The sequence below is a fragment of the Zhouia amylolytica AD3 genome, assembly GCF_000511935.2.
GTDB lineage: Bacteria > Bacteroidota > Bacteroidia > Flavobacteriales > Flavobacteriaceae > Zhouia > Zhouia amylolytica.
Genome location: NZ_AYXY01000013.1, coordinates 161,790 through 177,173 on the forward strand (window position 1 = coordinate 161,790; position 15,384 = coordinate 177,173).

A 15,384-nucleotide genomic window follows, 5' to 3' on the forward strand; every position below is an offset into this window, starting at 1 on the left:
AACAATAATGAAATTAGACATACTGGCATTCGGTAGCCATCCTGATGATGTTGAATTAGGGTGTGGAGCAACCATTGCAAAAGAAATAGCCTCAGGGAAAAAAGTGGGTATCGTTGATTTAACCAGAGGAGAATTAGGAACACGGGGTACCGCCGAGATCAGGGATAAAGAAGCTGCTGCTTCCGCCAGAATATTAGGAGCTGTAGTTAGAGAGAATATGGAATTTGCTGATGGATTCTTTGTAAACGACAAAGATCATCAATTAGAAATCATTAAAATGATTCGAAAATACCGTCCGGAAATCGTTTTGTGTAATGCTGTGGATGACAGGCATATTGATCATGGTAAAGGGAGTAAGCTTGTAAGTGACGCTTGCTTTTTAAGTGGTCTAAGAAAAATTGATACTAAATTTGATGGTGATGATGAATGGCAGGACGCATGGCGACCAAAACATGTTTATCACTATATCCAATGGAAAAATTTAAAGCCTGATTTTGTGGTTGATGTTTCAGGTTTTATCGATAAAAAAATAGCCGCTATAGAAGCTTATGCCTCTCAATTTTTCGACCCGGAGAGTGATGAGCCACAAACGCCAATAAGTAGTTCAAACTTTTTTGATAGCGTTAATTACCGCGCAAGAGACCTGGGAAGGCTCATTGGCGTTGAACATGCCGAAGGTTTTACTGTTGAGAGATATTTGGCAGTCAATAGTTTAAGTGATTTAGTGTAAATTTTTATAAAAAAACCTTTTGTAAAATCGGATAATATTATACATTTGCATCCGCAATAAAGACGGTGGTTGTAGCTCAGCTGGTTAGAGCGCTGGATTGTGGTTCCAGAGGTCGCCGGTTCGAACCCGGTCTTCCACCCGATAAAGCCTTCAAAGTTTTCTTTGAAGGCTTTTTTCTTTTAAGCCCGGAAGAAACATCTTGTTTCGGACGGGATAAAAAGAAAAAAGACTCAGGCGCCAGCCTGAAGGCTTTATCAGCAGGTTTCCCTTACTCCGGATCAGCGTAGCTAACCCGTTTGAATTCATTTGATTTTTTAATTGCATACTGTTTTGAAAACATCTTGTTTCGGACGAGATAAAAAGAAAAAAGACTCAGGCGATAGCCTGAAGGCTTTATCAGCAGGTTTCCCTTACTCCGGATCAGCGCAGCTAACCCGTTTGAATTTATTTGATTTCTTAATTAAATACCGTTTTGAAAACATCTTGTTTCGGACGGGATAAAAAGAAAAAAGACTCAGGCGATAGCCTGAAGGCTTTATCAGCAGGTTTCCCTTACTCCGGATCAGCGTAGCTAACCCGTTTGAATTCATTTGATTTTTTAATTGAATACCGTTTTGCAAACATCTTGTTTCGGACGGGCTAAAAATAAAAAAGACGGATTATGTCCAATTTTTGTGTTTGTGTAAAGATTGTGGTCAATCCGTAAAGGAAGCCTGGATCAAACATAGAATAAATAGATTCCGCAACAAGTGCGGAATGACAAATTGAATAGATTCCGTAAAGAGTGTGGAATGCCCCGTTTTGGTTTTACCTCCCTAATCTAATAGATTCCGCAACAAATGTGGGTGATCTTGTCTTTAAAAATATAGTAATTGTAGGGTATTCTCCTTGGTAGGAAATTTATGGATAAAAGTGTCTAGGCCCGGTGCAAAGGTATAGATACGGCATAGATAAGGCATGGATAAGGCATGGTTAAAGTGTATATAAATGATAATAGCCATATCGTAAACCTGAAGTCAGGGTAGGAACTCGATACTTTTTGATAATCAGCACGGTATATCTGATTGCATGGCATTCAGAAATCAATTCGTTAAGGGTATGTTAATAAAAAGTTTTATATTAGTTAGGTGTTTATCATAGATTTACATACTTAAAAACAATAAACTAACTACAAATTAATCAAATGAAAAGAATCCTACTCTTTTGCCTGTTGTTCATTTCAACACTGGCAGTATTCTCACAGGTTACGACTTCCAATATTAAGGGATTGATTACCGATCCGGACGGACAACCTTTGCCCGGAGCAAGTGTCGTTGCTATCCATAGTCCTACAGGAACTAAATATGGTACGGCAACAAACTTTGATGGTCGTTTTAATTTATTAAACTTGAGGGTTGGCGGACCCTATGTGATTACCATAACCTATGTTGGTTTTCAGGATCACAAACTCACTGATGTATATCTCGAACTCGGTAAGTCTGAAACTTTAGACATTTCCCTTCAGGAGACCAGTGAGCAGCTTGGAGAGGTGGTAGTTACCGGAGATGCAACCGGTACCTTTGGTAAAGACCGGACCGGTGCGGAAACTAGTGTAGGAAGGAGAGAGCTCACCCGTCTTCCAACAATCTCCCGTTCCGCTCAGGATTTTACCAGGTTGGAACCAACCGCAAGTGGAGGATCTTTTGCAGGTAGAAATGATCAATACAATAATTTCTCGTTAGACGGTGCCATATTTACAAATCCTTTTGGATTAGACGCCGCCACTCCTGGTGGGCAAACAGATGCGCAACCGATCTCTTTAGATGCTATTGAACAAATACAAGTAGCGGTCGCTCCATACGACGTTACACAATCCGGATTTACAGGAGCTTCTGTAAATGCCGTTACCAAAAGTGGTACGAACGAATTTAAAGGAACTGCTTATGGATACTTTAGAACTGAAGATCTAACCGGAGGTAAAATAAAGGGAGATAAAGTGTTTAAACCAGATTTGAAACAGAATCAATATGGTTTTAGCATTGGTGGACCGATTATTCAAGATAAGCTATTCTTTTTTGCAAATTTTGAAAGGGATGAGCGATCTGATTTAGGTTCTTCGTTTGTTCCAAACCGAGGAACAGGTGCTATTAATGAATCAAGAGTTACTGTTGAAGATCTAATAGCCGTTTCCGACGCTTTGTCCAGCTTAGGGTATGACACAGGAGCTTATGAAGGCTTCACTTTTGGTTCCGAATCCACTAAGGGTATTTTTAAATTAGATTGGAATATCAACGACAAGAACAGATTGGCTTTTATATATAACTTTTTGGATGCCTCCAAAGAAAAACCGGCACACCCAACTGCCTTAGGATTTAGAGGTCCAAGTGCATCAACCCTTCAATTTGAAAATTCAGGCTATGAAATCAATAACAGAATTCAATCTTTTCAATTGGAATTGAATTCTACCTTATCAGATCAGGCAGTCAATAAATTGCAAATGGGATATACGCATTTCGATGACTTTAGAAACCCATTTTCTGAACCTGCTCCTGTAATAACCATTCAGGATGGTGCCGGATCTAATTATATTATTGCCGGTCATGAACCTTTTTCGATTCATAACCGTTTAGATCAAAAAGTTTTTCAGGTAACTAACAACATGAACTTTTTCGTCGGAGAGCATACTTTTACGGTTGGAGTTTCTTTCGAAAAGTTTGAGTTTGATAATTCCTTTAACCTGGCTGCTTATGACAACTTTGGGACGTTTCCATATTATGGAACCTTCAATATCCCTGGTTTTGGTGGACCATATCCATCCCTTCAAACCTTCCTGGATGATGCCAATGACCCTAATGGTGTATTGGTGCAAAACCTGCAATTTGCTAAAGACAGGTATGCAGCTTTAAATGCTTCCGGAGTTGGTAACGACGGTGGATGGAAATTATCTGAGACTAACGTAGGTCAGTTGGCTTTTTATATTCAGGATGAATGGAATGTTAAGGACAATTTTAAGGTTACTTTCGGAATTAGAGCCGATAAACCACTATATTTTGATACTTCAGAAAAAATACAGGAATATATCGACACCGATAATGGAGCAACTGTAGACCCGAATACTATATATTTCGACCCTGATACCGGAGAGGAAGTCTTGTTGAACTCGACTAAAATGCCATCAAATGCATGGTTGCTTTCACCGAGAGTTGGTTTCAATTGGGATGTGATGGATGATAATACCACCCAGGTAAGGGGAGGAACAGGGGTTTTTACCGGACGTTTCCCTTTTGTGTGGATTGGTAATCAGGTAAGTGGAGCAGATCAGGGCTTTTTCCAAATTACCGACCCTGATTATGAATGGCCTCAAGTATGGAGAACCAGTTTAGGGGTTGACCATAGATTGGAAAATGGTCTTACATTAACGCTGGATGCTTCCTATACTAAAGATATTAACGGGGCTCATGTGCAGAATTGGGGGTTAAAGGATCCTACCGGGCAGTTGGTAGGTGTAGATAACCGAGAAATCTATACCTCGAATGATATAGGTGCTAATAATGCTTATGTGTTTACCAATTCTGATAAAGGAAGGATTTGGAATGCGTCAATAAAAGCTCAAAAGAATTGGGATAATGGCTTATATACAAGTCTTGCTTATAACTATTTAAATGCTAAAGATGTAAATTCAATTGAAGCTGAAATTACAGGTGATGCCTTTGTGGCAAACCCCGTAGTTGGCAATGCCAATAATGATGTGCTTGGATTTTCTAAGTATGGAGATAGACACAGAATTATAGGTGTTTTATCGAAGCAATTTAAATATGGTAATGATAAATGGGCTACCACCATTTCTTCCTTCTTCGAATATGCCCAGGGAGGACGGTTTAACTATACCTATGGAGGTGATATTAATGGAGATGGTTCTAACTTTAACGATTTGATCTACATACCAACAGCAGCGGAGGTCGGACAAATGAACTTTTCGGGTGCCGGACAGGCAGAGGCTTTTGAGAATTACATTCGTCAAGATGATTATTTGAGTGATAATCGTGGATCGTATGCAGAGCGTTATGGCGCCTTAGCCCCTTGGAGAGGAAGATGGGATATTAAGATTCTTCAGGATTACAATTTTAAGGTTAGTGAAGATAAAACAAATACCATTCAGTTAAGTTTCGATATATTAAATGTTGGAAATTTAATCAGTTCAGATTGGGGCTTAATTCAGCAACCTACCAACATACAACCATTGGGCGTTACGGTGGATGCGAATAATGTACCTACGTACACCTTCAATCCTGATTTAACAGATACCTTTGTATATGATTCCAGTTTGGCTTCCAGATGGCAAGCTCAGTTTGGTATTCGATACATTTTTAATTAAGTATTTTCGATTTAATTTTAAAAGGCTGTACTATCTGTACGGCCTTTTTACTTGGTTCCTATTATTTTAATATTGACTTTGCTTTAATAATCGAACTCTGGTCTTTATTTTTGCGCCATTAAATGAAGTTTTAAGCCGAATGAAGTATTCTAGACTTACGAAAGAACAGTTTGAAGAATTACACCAGGAATTTATTAATTTTCTGGCAACACAGTCCATTACAGCTGATGAATGGGAAAGCATTAAAAAAGAAAAACCGGAAACAGCCGAACAAGAATTGGATGTGTTCAGTGATTTAATCTGGGAAGGAGTTCTATCCAAGGTGGAGTATTTGGAAAATGTTTCACCAACGCAAATGTTTCTTTTCCATTTAACTGATAAAGAAATGAAATTGATAGCTGTAAGAGTTTTGAATAAAGCTATTGATTTAACTTCTGGCGAAGGGTTTCAATGGTTTAAAGAAAACTTTTTAGGCGATGAGGTGGAGATGATGACAGCTTCAAAAATGTATTCGGAAGAAAAGAATGTGGATAAATTTGAATTGATAAAAGAGGGAGCGGTAATTACAAAAGGAGATTTGTATAATTACCTCGAGAAGATACTTCCATAGTTTTATCAATAATCCAAAACATATTAAATTAAGAAATTAAAGCATAATGGCACAGAAACCAGGCATACCCAAAGGAACCAGAGATTTTTCACCTGCTGAAGTATCAAAACGTAATTATATAATTAATGCCATCAAAAGGCATTTTCAAACTTTCGGGTTTCAACCGATTGAAACACCTAGTTTTGAAAACCTGGATACCTTAATGGGTAAGTATGGAGAGGAAGGAGATCGTCTAATTTTTAAGATCCTGAACTCAGGAGACTACCTGTCAAAAGTTCGTGATGATCTTTATCAAACCAAAGATGCAAATAAGATTGCCTTGAAAATTACAGAAAAGGCATTACGTTATGATCTTACTGTTCCATTTGCACGGTATGTGGTTATGCACCAAAATGATATTACCTTCCCTTTTAAAAGGTATCAGGTGCAGCCGGTTTGGAGAGCGGACAGGCCTCAAAAGGGTAGATTCCGTGAGTTTTATCAATGTGATGCTGATGTGGTAGGATCAAAGTCATTATGGCAGGAGGTAGAGTTTGTACAACTTTATGATGCAGTTTTTTCAAGTCTTAATTTGGATGGTGTAACCATTAAAATGAACAATCGAAAGGTTCTATCAGGTATTGCTGAGGTGATTGGTGCTAAAGAAAAATTAATTGATTTTACCGTTGCACTGGATAAACTTGATAAAATTGGAGAAGAAGGTGTGAAAAATGAAATGCTTCAAAAGGGTATCGCCGAGGAAGCTATACAAAAAGTTCAGCCTTTGTTTGGTTTTACAGGAAGCAATAAAGAAAAATTACAACAACTCAAGGAATTACTAAGTAGTTCTGAAGAAGGTACCAAAGGGGTAGAAGAGCTTTCATTTATTATTGAAGCTATCGAATCACTGGGATTAAAGTCTGCATCTTTGGATATAGATGTTACTTTGGCAAGAGGCCTTAACTACTATACAGGAGCCATTTTTGAAGTAGCGCCACCGAAAGGAGTACAAATGGGATCTATTGGCGGCGGTGGCCGTTACGATGATCTTACAGGCATATTCGGATTAAAAGATGTAAGCGGAGTAGGGATATCATTTGGATTGGATCGCATTTATTTGGTATTAGAAGAATTAAACCTTTTCCCGGAAACTGTTTCAAAACAATTGGATGTATTATTCATTAATTTTGGAGAAAAGGAGGCATTGCAGGCTATGAGAGCTATTAAGGTTTTGAGATCAAAAGGCGTTAATGCCGAACTCTATCCTGACGCAGCCAAAATGAATAAACAAATGAAATATGCCAATAAGCGTGATATTCCTAAAGTAATTATGATAGGCGAACAGGAATTAAATGAACAAACCTTTGTGTTGAAAGATATGAAGGAAGGTTCACAAGAAACGCATTCATTCGACCATATTGAAAACCTCTTTTAACAAAAAGCCACTAAAATGTGGCTTTTTCTAATTTTAACCCTTTGTTTGCTATAATAGTTTAGTCATTTTTATAAATTTATGCGACTTAAATTGAAAATATAATAATAGCGCATAAAATGAGTAACTATCACATTAAAAGTTTTGATGAGTACTACCATGTTTACAGAAAGTCTGTAAGAGAACCGGAGAACTTCTGGGAAGAGGTAGCCGAAGAACATTTTCTTTGGCGTAAGAAATGGGATAAAGTCCTGAGTTGGGATTTTAATAAGCCCGAAATTAAATGGTTCGAAAATGCAAAACTCAACATTACTGAAAATTGCATCGATAGACATTTACATATTAGAGGAGACAAAACGGCAATTTTGTGGGAACCTAATGATCCTAGGGAAGCGGCGCAACATATTACTTACAAGCAATTACATCAACGCGTTTCTAAATTTGCTAATGTTTTAAAGGAGCAGGGTATTGAAAAGGGTGATCGTGTTTGTATTTATTTACCGATGATTCCTGAATTGGCTGTAGCCGTTCTTGCATGTGCAAGAATTGGAGCCATTCACTCAGTGGTGTTTGCAGGATTTTCTTCTACGGCTTTAGCAACCAGAATAAATGATTCTACCTGTAAAATGGTTATTACTTCTGATGGTAGTTATCGCGGTAGTAAAACTATCGATCTTAAAGGAATTGTAGATGCTGCTTTAGAAGAATGTCCGAGTATAGAAACCGTACTGGTTGCTAAGCGTATTAATTCTGATATAGAAATGAAGGAGGGAAGAGATCAATGGCTACAACCACTTTTGGATGCTGCCAGTGATGATTGTCCTTCTGAAATTATGGATGCCGAAGATCCTTTGTTTATTTTATATACATCAGGATCGACAGGAAGACCCAAAGGAATGATGCATACAACTGGCGGGTATATGGTGTATACAGCATATACTTTTAAAAATGTTTTCCAATACAGAGAAGACGATGTGTATTGGTGTACAGCAGATATCGGATGGATTACAGGACATAGTTATATTATCTATGGTCCCCTTGCAAACGGAGCTACCACAGTAATGTTTGAGGGAGTTCCTTCATACCCGGATTCCGGCAGGTTTTGGGAAATCGTTCAAAAACATAAGGTAAACCAATTTTACACGGCACCTACAGCAATCAGAGCCCTGGCAAAAGAAGATCAGGAACTTGTTGAAAAGTATGATTTGTCTTCATTAAAAGTATTAGGATCGGTAGGGGAGCCTATTAACGAAGAAGCCTGGCACTGGTATGATAACCATGTAGGTAAAAAGAAATGTCCAATTGTTGACACATGGTGGCAAACAGAAACTGGGGGTATTATGATATCACCAATTCCTTATGTTACTCCTACTAAACCAACATATGCTACTTTACCGCTGCCGGGAATCCAGCCTGCATTAATGGATGAAAATGGAGAAGAGGTAAAAGGAAACCAGGTAGATGGTAGACTTTGTATCAAATTTCCTTGGCCGGGAATGGCTCGAAGTGTTTGGGGAGATCATCAACGATTTAAGGACACCTATTTCAGTGCATTTGAAAATAAATATTTTACCGGAGATGGCGCTTTGCGTGATGAGGTAGGGTATTATAGAATCACCGGAAGGGTAGATGATGTTATTATAGTATCAGGACATAATCTGGGTACGGCTCCTATAGAGGATGCCATTAACGAACACCCTGCAGTTGCAGAATCAGCTATTGTTGGTTTCCCGCATGATGTGAAAGGAAATGCTTTGTATGGTTATGTAATGCTGAAGGATGTAGGTGAAAGCCGTGACAGAGATAATTTACGTAAAGAAATTAATCAGCAAATCTCGGATAAGATCGGACCAATTGCCAAATTGGATAAAATTCAGTTCGTTACAGGACTTCCAAAAACACGTAGTGGTAAGATCATGAGAAGAATTCTGCGTAAGATTGCTTCAAAAGATACTGCTAACCTGGGAGATACATCAACCTTGCTAAACCCTGATGTGGTGGAAAGCATTATGGAAGAAGCTATTGTTTCTTGAAATAGTAAAAATTCCCAAGGTTAATAACTGAAAAAACCTGATACGTTCTATCTTGAAATGTATCAGGTTTTTAATTTGACAAGTTTAATACAGGAATTCAAACCCCATGGTTTAAACGATTTTCCTTTTTTTTCTTAATACCATCAATCCTCTTAAGGATCATATTTCAGGTTTTCAAAACCTCAGTGGAGATAGTACCACATTGAAGTTGTCTTGAGTTATAATTTAGTATTCCGGCGATAGGGCATCCCATTCCTCTGGAGTTGCATCACTAATTTGATGTTCCATGATCATTTTCCATTGATTATCTAATTTTACCAATAGCATATCCAAATGACCATAATAGTTCGAGATTACCTCGCCGGCCTTATTGTATGATTGATAATGGAATATTCCTGTTTCATGAGCGGTGGTTTCATCTCCGACCCTTTGTGAAAACCTAAATTCCACTTGCGCCTTAACTTTGCCACTTTTAGTGTCTTCAAAACCTGATTTCCATTTATTCAGGGCCTTTATAACCGGAACACTCTTTTTGTCTTCGCCGGCAGTAAAAACAACTATGGCATCTGAATGGTATAAATTGGAATATCCTTCATAATCTCCTTCTTTTACAGTTTTACTCAAAATATCATAAAACTGATTAAGTTCTTTGATTCTTTTCTGGGCTGATTTTTCGTTGGTTTCGTTTTGAGCGTTTGACAGGCCAGGTGTTAATAGTGCCATTAGTAACGTAACTGTTGTTAAGAATAAGTTCTTCATATGTATTCAATTTTAGTAGTTGGTGGTATAATACATTGTCGGTTTACCAATAAATGGTCTGTTAACCCTTTTAGATGGAATTAACTTCTCTAGGTAAAAGATATATAATAGTTCTAAAAGTAACGCTTCCAGATCTAAACTTCTAAACTTTTTTCAAATCATTACCGCTCTTATTGAACATGAAGTTATCATTTGATTCTAAAAAGATCTTTTGGAGTAAGTTTTCCGTTTTTATTTAGTTTGGCGATAATGCGAATAAAGGCCATGGCTGTAATATAGGCGTCACCGGCAGCAGTATGACGATCTTGAAGCTCAATATTGTAATTTTCTGCAATCTCATCGAGACTGTAGTTTTTTTCCTGATCAATAAGATTTGAGGTTATTCTTGTGGCTCTGTACAAAATCATGGTGTCCAAAACCTTGTTTTTAAGTTTTGGTAGCGCCATTCTTTTTAAAATCTGATTAAGCATTCCGATATCAAATCCAGCATGATGGGCGACCAAAACGGAATTTTCAATATATTTTAGAAATCGTTTTATTGCTTCATCTTCATCCAGCATATTAACTTTCTCATTTTTAATAATACCGTGTATGGCCACTGTTTGAGGATTAAAGCGATCCTGTTTTATATAGAGTTCAAAGCTTTCAGAAAGGTCAATAGTATTGTTTATAAGTGACACAGCTCCTATACATAATACTCGATCTTCTTTAAAATCGAAACCTGTGGTTTCAGTATCTAAAACAACAAATCGGGTATCCTTAAGTGGTTGAGTGGGCTTCTCTTTGAAAAGAGCTTCATAGGTTCGCCAATAATCTGGCAGTTCCTCTCTATTTCTTTTTTTAAACCAATTGATCATAGAAAGTGACTTAAATTAAATCTGAATTTAATTAGTTCCTGAATTTGAGTAATAATTTTAAAGCAACGCTTTAATTTCATTTTCTCTTCCTTTGTGAGTGCTGCCAACTCAATATATCGACCACTATCATTATGCATTAAACCATGTTTGGTTCTGAATTTTAAGAGGGATTTCGCGACATAGGAACAGGATAAATACAAGTCTTTATTTTCTGGTTCTAATTGCGCTAGCTTTTCAAAACGCTCAGCAGTATTATTGATGTTCTTTACGCGATGCTGAAGTATAAGCAGTCTGCCTGCATCAGTAATCGGCATAAGTGCTCTTTTCTTCAGATCAAAAAAGTCTTTATATTCACCATCTTTTTCAACAAGCAATTGCCTGAAGAATCCCATGGGTGAAGGATTTCTTAATGCGCTGACACCTAACATTGATAAAAACCGTTGATTATCTCTTGTAATGTCGAAAATATGGTCGGCCAGACTTGTGGTTAAAGATGAATCTCCATATGAGATATCGTAATCGAAAAATATGGAGCAAAGCAGAATTTCATCATCACCGGCAGTGGTTGTCCATCTTGTAAACTGATCTTTCCATTCAGAAATGCTTAACGTCCACTTGGGGTTACGGGCCATCATTTCAGCATTGCAATATTCGTATCCAATAATATTTAAACGTTTATTCACCTTTGTAGCCAACAATAAAAAGTAGGCTCTTACTTCTTCCAGTTTATCTTCAGGGACATCTTCAAAAATTATTGCATTGTCCTGATCAGTATGAAGTAACTGTTCTTTCCTTCCCTGACTTCCAAGGGAGATCCATGCAAACTTAACAGGGGGTTCACCGATCTTACTTATAGCACGATCAATAACTCTTTTAATAGTTGCATCATTCAGTTCGAAAATGATCTTAGTAATATGAGTAAGGGGAATATTTTGTGCGATATAACCTTTTAGTAATACGCGTATTTTTTTATGGATGTTCTTTAGCTTTTTGGTACTGCTCGCCTTTTGTATAGCCTTCATGAGCACTGAAGGATTATTACCTTGCATCAGAACAATGTCGTGATCAGATACGATTCCTACCACCTTTGAATTTGCTGTGCCGTCTTTCGTAATACACAAATGACTGACATTGTGTTTCATCATGCTAATTTGTGCCTGGGCTATGGTGGTATGTTTAGGGTAACACAATACAGGAGAGGACATTATTCTTGAAACTTCATTTTCTATGGGAACAATTCCAGTAGCTACCAGGTTTCGAAAATCTTTGTCCGTCACAATTCCAAGGGGGGAGCCATTCTCTTTAATGACAACTGAGCTCACCTTTTTATCAAACATTAATTGAGCTACATCTTTTATTGGAGATGATGGTTTAGCGGATATAACTTTCTTAACATACTTCACTGGTTGTAAATCGAAAATCTCCGGATCATTTTTTAGAAGTATTTCATCATCTGAATAAAGCTTATTCGTATATTCTTTGGAAAATGGATTTTTAGTATTGGAGGCAAAGCTTTCTAATAAATAATTACCAATGTTTAAATTTTGAGTGGCTATCGGTTTGAAAATGTCGATAGGAATACCATATACAATAGATTCCTCTTCAGTTATAGCTGTAATTGCATAATTCTCATTGGCAAAAAGTGGACGAAGACCAAAAATATCACCTTCATCACAATGATCAACGGTTTTAACCTTTTCTTTTTCTTCCCGCTTTAATTCAACAGCCCCTTTATGAACCACATAAAACTGATCATGTCCGGTATCTTCTTGTTTATAGACCACATTATCCTTCTCCAAATAGATAATACGAACTTGTCTTGAAATTTCTAATAGCTGCTCTTTGTTGAGCAAATTAAATGGTGGATAACGTTTCAAAAAGTCAGCGACTCTTTCAGCAATGGTGTTTTTCATGTATTTAAAAATTTCTGCCCAACGGATAACGGTGCAAAAAATTCATATGCACTTGTTGCCGTTGCGCTCTCACATAAATATTGTTAATCATACCTTGATATCAAATCTGATTAAAAAAATCCATGTTGGTTTCATGGCACTAAAGTACTTAAAAAGCAATTGCTTGAAAAGTGTGTTTTTGTTACATTTTTATTGCTTGCTGCAAACCCTCAAAAACTAATTCGTAATACGCTTCATCCAAAACAACATAGTGATTGTTTGCGTGGTTTTTGTTGATTTCAGAGGTATATTCCTGAAGAGGTATTAATTTTATAGCCTCGACTTCCGATGCTTGCAAAGTCAGTGTGTCGATAGGAACTTTTAATTCGGCTATATATATATGGTGAAATTCTGCATCTATAATAGTACCGTGGGTACTTGTATGTTTGTGTGTTCCGATTTTATGAAGATCCGATTCTTTGAGTTTTAACCCTAATTCTTCTTCAACCTCCCTTATCGCAGAGGTAAGAATTGATTCACCTGCCGAAATATGACCCGCTACAGATACATCCCACAATCCTGGAAATGTATTTTTGGTAGCAACGCGCTTCTGGATTAAAACATCACCCTTGTTGGTATACAGCCAGACATGAATGGTAGGATGGAAAAGGCCCAATTGATGGGCCTCTGATTTTAAAAGTGATTTACCAGTGTAATTCCCTTTATCATCTAATATGTCTACATATTCATCCATTATTCAAAATAGCTGAAACTTTTATTAGGATCTATTTTTAAAAGCGATTCATAAATAAGACGTATAACATTTTCAACATCTTCCCTGTGTACCATTTCTACTGTAGTGTGCATATAACGTAAAGGTAAAGAAATTAATGCAGAAGCTACCCCACCATTGCTGTAGGCGAATGCATCTGTATCTGTTCCTGTAAATCTCGAAGCAGCCATTCGTTGAAAAGGTATTTTCTTTTCTTCTGCTGTTTCAATAATGAGTTCCCGAAGCTTGTTTTGTACTGCAGGAGCATATGACACTACGGGACCTTTACCTATTTCAGCTAACCCTTGTTTCTTTTTGTTGATCATTGGAGTGGTGGTATCATGGGTTACATCTGTTACGATAGCCACATTCGGTTTAATGGTCTGGGTAATCATTTCAGCACCGCGTAATCCTATTTCTTCCTGAACCGAATTGGTAATATACAATCCAAAAGGAAGTTCTATTTTATTTTCATGGAGTAAACGTGCCACTTCAGCAATCATAAATCCACCTGCTCTGTTATCAATCGCCCGGCAAACGAACTTATTTTCATTCAACACAAAGAATTCATCAGGGTAGGTGATTACACAACCTACATGCACTCCCATCTTTTCAACTTCTTCTTTATCCTTGGCCCCTATATCGATGAAGATATTATCTAATTTTGGGGTTTCTTCTTTTTCATTATTACGTGTATGGATGGCTGGCCAACCAAACACCCCTTTTACAATACCATTCTTTGTATGGATATTAACAACTTTTGATGGTGCTATTTGATGGTCACTACCTCCATTTCTTATTACATATATAAGTCCATTATCCGTAATATAGTTTACGTACCAGGATATCTCGTCTGAGTGTCCTTCTATAACTACTTTAAATGGTGCATCGGGGTTAATAACTCCAACCGCTGTACCATAGGTGTCAGTTATAAAAGTATCCACATAAGGTTTTAGATATTCCATCCAAATTTTTTGACCCTCCCATTCGTATCCGGTAGGGGCAGCATTGTTTAGATATTTCTCTAAGAAGTTGATTGATTTCTTGTTGATGATTTTCTTTTTCGCCATAAGTCAAAAATTTAGTTAGCGAAATTAGCAATATTCACATACATTTAATAGTTAAGGCTAGGTATTTTATTATTTTTGAATGATTTTAATTTGCAATGATGAAGAGAGTCATTTTCTATATGTTGATGTTTTCTGTATTTATGGTGTACGCTCAGGTGGAGAAACCAATAGATACAGCCAAAACCTTATACTTTATAGATGGTGACACAATACCGGTTTCTGAGATTGCGCTCGAGCCTGTTTATGTTTTCCAACCTTTAAGGTTTAAAGACAGAAAGGAGAGGGTGCAATACTATATATTGAAAAGGAAAACAATTAAGGTATATCCGTATGCAAAATTAGCAGCTGAACGCCTTGTGTCTTTAAATGAACGTTTGGGTCAGATCGAATCTAAGCGCAAGCGCAAAAAGTATACTAAGATGTTACAACAGTATATGGAAGAGGAGTTCACGGAAGAATTAAAAAAGCTTACAAGGACCGAAGGACAGATTTTAGTTAAATTAATACATCGTCAAACTGGAATTACCACTTTTGATCTGGTCAAGGATCTTCGAAGTGGGTGGAGAGCTTTTTGGTATAATACCACGGCAAGCATGTTTGATATATCTTTAAAGGAGGAGTATCATCCGGAATCTAATCACGAAGATTATTTAATAGAAGATATATTACAAAGGGCTTTCGCTGTAAATAGGATACCCAGGCAGCCTTCAGTATTGGATTTTGATTATGCCACATTAACTAACAAATGGACCAACAGACAATAGTAAAAAATAGTTGTGTAACTAAAATACTTTTGCTAACTTAGCTTTCCTCAAAAAATTTACCGGTGTAATATTATGTTTATCAATCGTTTAGATTTAAGCGATTGTTTTTATTGAAAAAACTTTAGTTTTGAG

11 protein-coding genes and 1 tRNA gene are annotated in these 15,384 nt (G+C 37.1%); 7 read left to right on the top strand and 5 right to left on the bottom strand.

The window, feature by feature from the left end; all coding sequences use genetic code 11:
* Positions 1-7 precede the first annotated feature (7 nt).
* From bshB1 to acs, 6 genes are all read left to right on the top strand, one after another.
* Positions 8-730, top strand: a complete 723-nt coding sequence (gene bshB1 / locus P278_RS04255) for a bacillithiol biosynthesis deacetylase BshB1 (RefSeq protein ID WP_038262849.1) — start codon at positions 8-10, stop codon at positions 728-730.
* Between the two features lie 64 nt (positions 731-794).
* Positions 795-870, top strand: a tRNA-His gene (locus tag P278_RS04260).
* 1,043 nt (positions 871-1,913) lie between these two features.
* Entirely contained in the window at positions 1,914-5,084 is a 3,171-nt protein-coding gene (locus P278_RS04265; RefSeq protein WP_038262851.1) for a TonB-dependent receptor, read from the top strand.
* A gap of 139 nt (positions 5,085-5,223) precedes the next feature.
* On the top strand, positions 5,224-5,694 hold the full coding sequence (locus tag P278_RS04270) for a DUF6495 family protein (RefSeq protein WP_038262854.1): 471 nt from the start codon (positions 5,224-5,226) through the stop codon (positions 5,692-5,694).
* A 46-nt stretch (positions 5,695-5,740) separates the two neighbouring features.
* A complete protein-coding gene (gene hisS, locus P278_RS04275; protein ID WP_038262857.1) occupies positions 5,741-7,108 on the top strand; it encodes a histidine--tRNA ligase in 1,368 nt (455 codons plus the stop codon).
* Positions 7,109-7,224: 116 nt separating this feature from the next.
* A complete protein-coding gene (gene acs, locus P278_RS04280; protein ID WP_038262860.1) occupies positions 7,225-9,138 on the top strand; it encodes an acetate--CoA ligase in 1,914 nt (637 codons plus the stop codon).
* 225 nt (positions 9,139-9,363) lie between these two features.
* Here the strand turns inward: acs and P278_RS04285 are convergent, their stop codons facing one another.
* From P278_RS04285 to P278_RS04305, 5 genes are all read right to left on the bottom strand, one after another.
* A complete protein-coding gene (locus tag P278_RS04285; RefSeq protein ID WP_152973885.1) occupies positions 9,364-9,897 on the bottom strand; it encodes a YybH family protein in 534 nt (177 codons plus the stop codon).
* A gap of 188 nt (positions 9,898-10,085) precedes the next feature.
* The gene (locus P278_RS04290; RefSeq protein WP_038262866.1) at positions 10,086-10,754 is read right to left on the bottom strand and encodes a 3'-5' exonuclease; all 669 of its coding nucleotides are present in this window, start codon (positions 10,752-10,754) and stop codon (positions 10,086-10,088) included.
* The gene (locus tag P278_RS04295) at positions 10,751-12,667 is read right to left on the bottom strand and encodes a DUF294 nucleotidyltransferase-like domain-containing protein (protein ID WP_038262870.1); all 1,917 of its coding nucleotides are present in this window, start codon (positions 12,665-12,667) and stop codon (positions 10,751-10,753) included. Before P278_RS04295 ends, P278_RS04290 begins: the two co-directional genes overlap by 4 nt.
* Before the next feature lie 181 nt (positions 12,668-12,848).
* Complete coding sequence (locus tag P278_RS04300) at positions 12,849-13,400, bottom strand: NUDIX hydrolase (protein ID WP_038262872.1); 552 nt, start codon at positions 13,398-13,400, stop codon at positions 12,849-12,851.
* Entirely contained in the window at positions 13,400-14,488 is a 1,089-nt protein-coding gene (locus P278_RS04305) for a M42 family metallopeptidase (protein WP_038262875.1), read from the bottom strand. Before P278_RS04305 ends, P278_RS04300 begins: the two co-directional genes overlap by 1 nt.
* Positions 14,489-14,586: 98 nt before the next feature.
* On the opposite strand from P278_RS04305, the gene P278_RS04310 reads away from it, so the two are divergent.
* Positions 14,587-15,252: a DUF4294 domain-containing protein gene (locus tag P278_RS04310; RefSeq protein ID WP_038262877.1), complete on the top strand. Its 666-nt coding sequence runs from the start codon at positions 14,587-14,589 to the stop codon at positions 15,250-15,252.
* Positions 15,253-15,384: the final 132 nt, after the last annotated feature.

What these genes read in the sequence shown, in the direction of transcription:
- P278_RS04290 (WP_038262866.1), bottom strand. Translation starts at nt 10,754, where the DNA reads ATGATCAATTGGTTTAAAAAAAGAAATAGAGAGGAACTGCCAGATTAT.
- P278_RS04285 (WP_152973885.1), bottom strand. Translation starts at nt 9,897, where the DNA reads ATGAAGAACTTATTCTTAACAACAGTTACGTTACTAATGGCACTATTA.
- hisS (WP_038262857.1), top strand. Translation starts at nt 5,741, where the DNA reads ATGGCACAGAAACCAGGCATACCCAAAGGAACCAGAGATTTTTCACCT.
- P278_RS04295 (WP_038262870.1), bottom strand. Translation starts at nt 12,667, where the DNA reads ATGAAAAACACCATTGCTGAAAGAGTCGCTGACTTTTTGAAACGTTAT.
- P278_RS04265 (WP_038262851.1), top strand. Translation starts at nt 1,914, where the DNA reads ATGAAAAGAATCCTACTCTTTTGCCTGTTGTTCATTTCAACACTGGCA.
- P278_RS04300 (WP_038262872.1), bottom strand. Translation starts at nt 13,400, where the DNA reads ATGGATGAATATGTAGACATATTAGATGATAAAGGGAATTACACTGGT.
- acs (WP_038262860.1), top strand. Translation starts at nt 7,225, where the DNA reads ATGAGTAACTATCACATTAAAAGTTTTGATGAGTACTACCATGTTTAC.
- P278_RS04310 (WP_038262877.1), top strand. Translation starts at nt 14,587, where the DNA reads ATGAAGAGAGTCATTTTCTATATGTTGATGTTTTCTGTATTTATGGTG.
- P278_RS04305 (WP_038262875.1), bottom strand. Translation starts at nt 14,488, where the DNA reads ATGGCGAAAAAGAAAATCATCAACAAGAAATCAATCAACTTCTTAGAG.
- bshB1 (WP_038262849.1), top strand. Translation starts at nt 8, where the DNA reads ATGAAATTAGACATACTGGCATTCGGTAGCCATCCTGATGATGTTGAA.
- P278_RS04270 (WP_038262854.1), top strand. Translation starts at nt 5,224, where the DNA reads ATGAAGTATTCTAGACTTACGAAAGAACAGTTTGAAGAATTACACCAG.